Source organism: Paraburkholderia sp. SIMBA_027, assembly GCF_046535315.1.
Taxonomy (GTDB): Bacteria; Pseudomonadota; Gammaproteobacteria; order Burkholderiales; family Burkholderiaceae; genus Paraburkholderia; species Paraburkholderia tropica.
Genome location: NZ_JAWRWY010000943.1, coordinates 1 through 260, shown reverse-complemented (window position 1 = coordinate 260; position 260 = coordinate 1). Strand labels below are relative to the sequence as shown.

The following is a 260-nucleotide window of genomic DNA, read 5'->3' as shown; positions in this document are numbered from 1 at the left end:
CACCGTCCCCACCGCTGCCAGCGAGCGCGCCGTCATGGACAGCGTGGTGACACCCAGCCCGGTAAGCACGACGGCGAGTGCCGGGTCCGCTGCCGCCTCGCCACAGACTCCCACCGGTTTGTTGTCGCCTTCCCGGCCGGATCCTTCGAGCGTCGAACCTTCCACGGTGAGTTGCACCAGCCGGAGCACTGCCGGCTGCCAGGGCGTGTTGAGCTCGGCGAGGGGTCCGAGTTGGCGGTCGGCAGCCATGGCGTACTGGG

1 protein-coding gene is annotated in these 260 nt (G+C 70.0%); it reads right to left on the bottom strand.

Annotated features, from left to right (window positions below; translation table 11 throughout):
* The coding region (locus SB764_RS41890) for a putative PEP-binding protein (RefSeq protein ID WP_410867021.1) at positions 1–260 on the bottom strand (260 nt) is incomplete at both ends.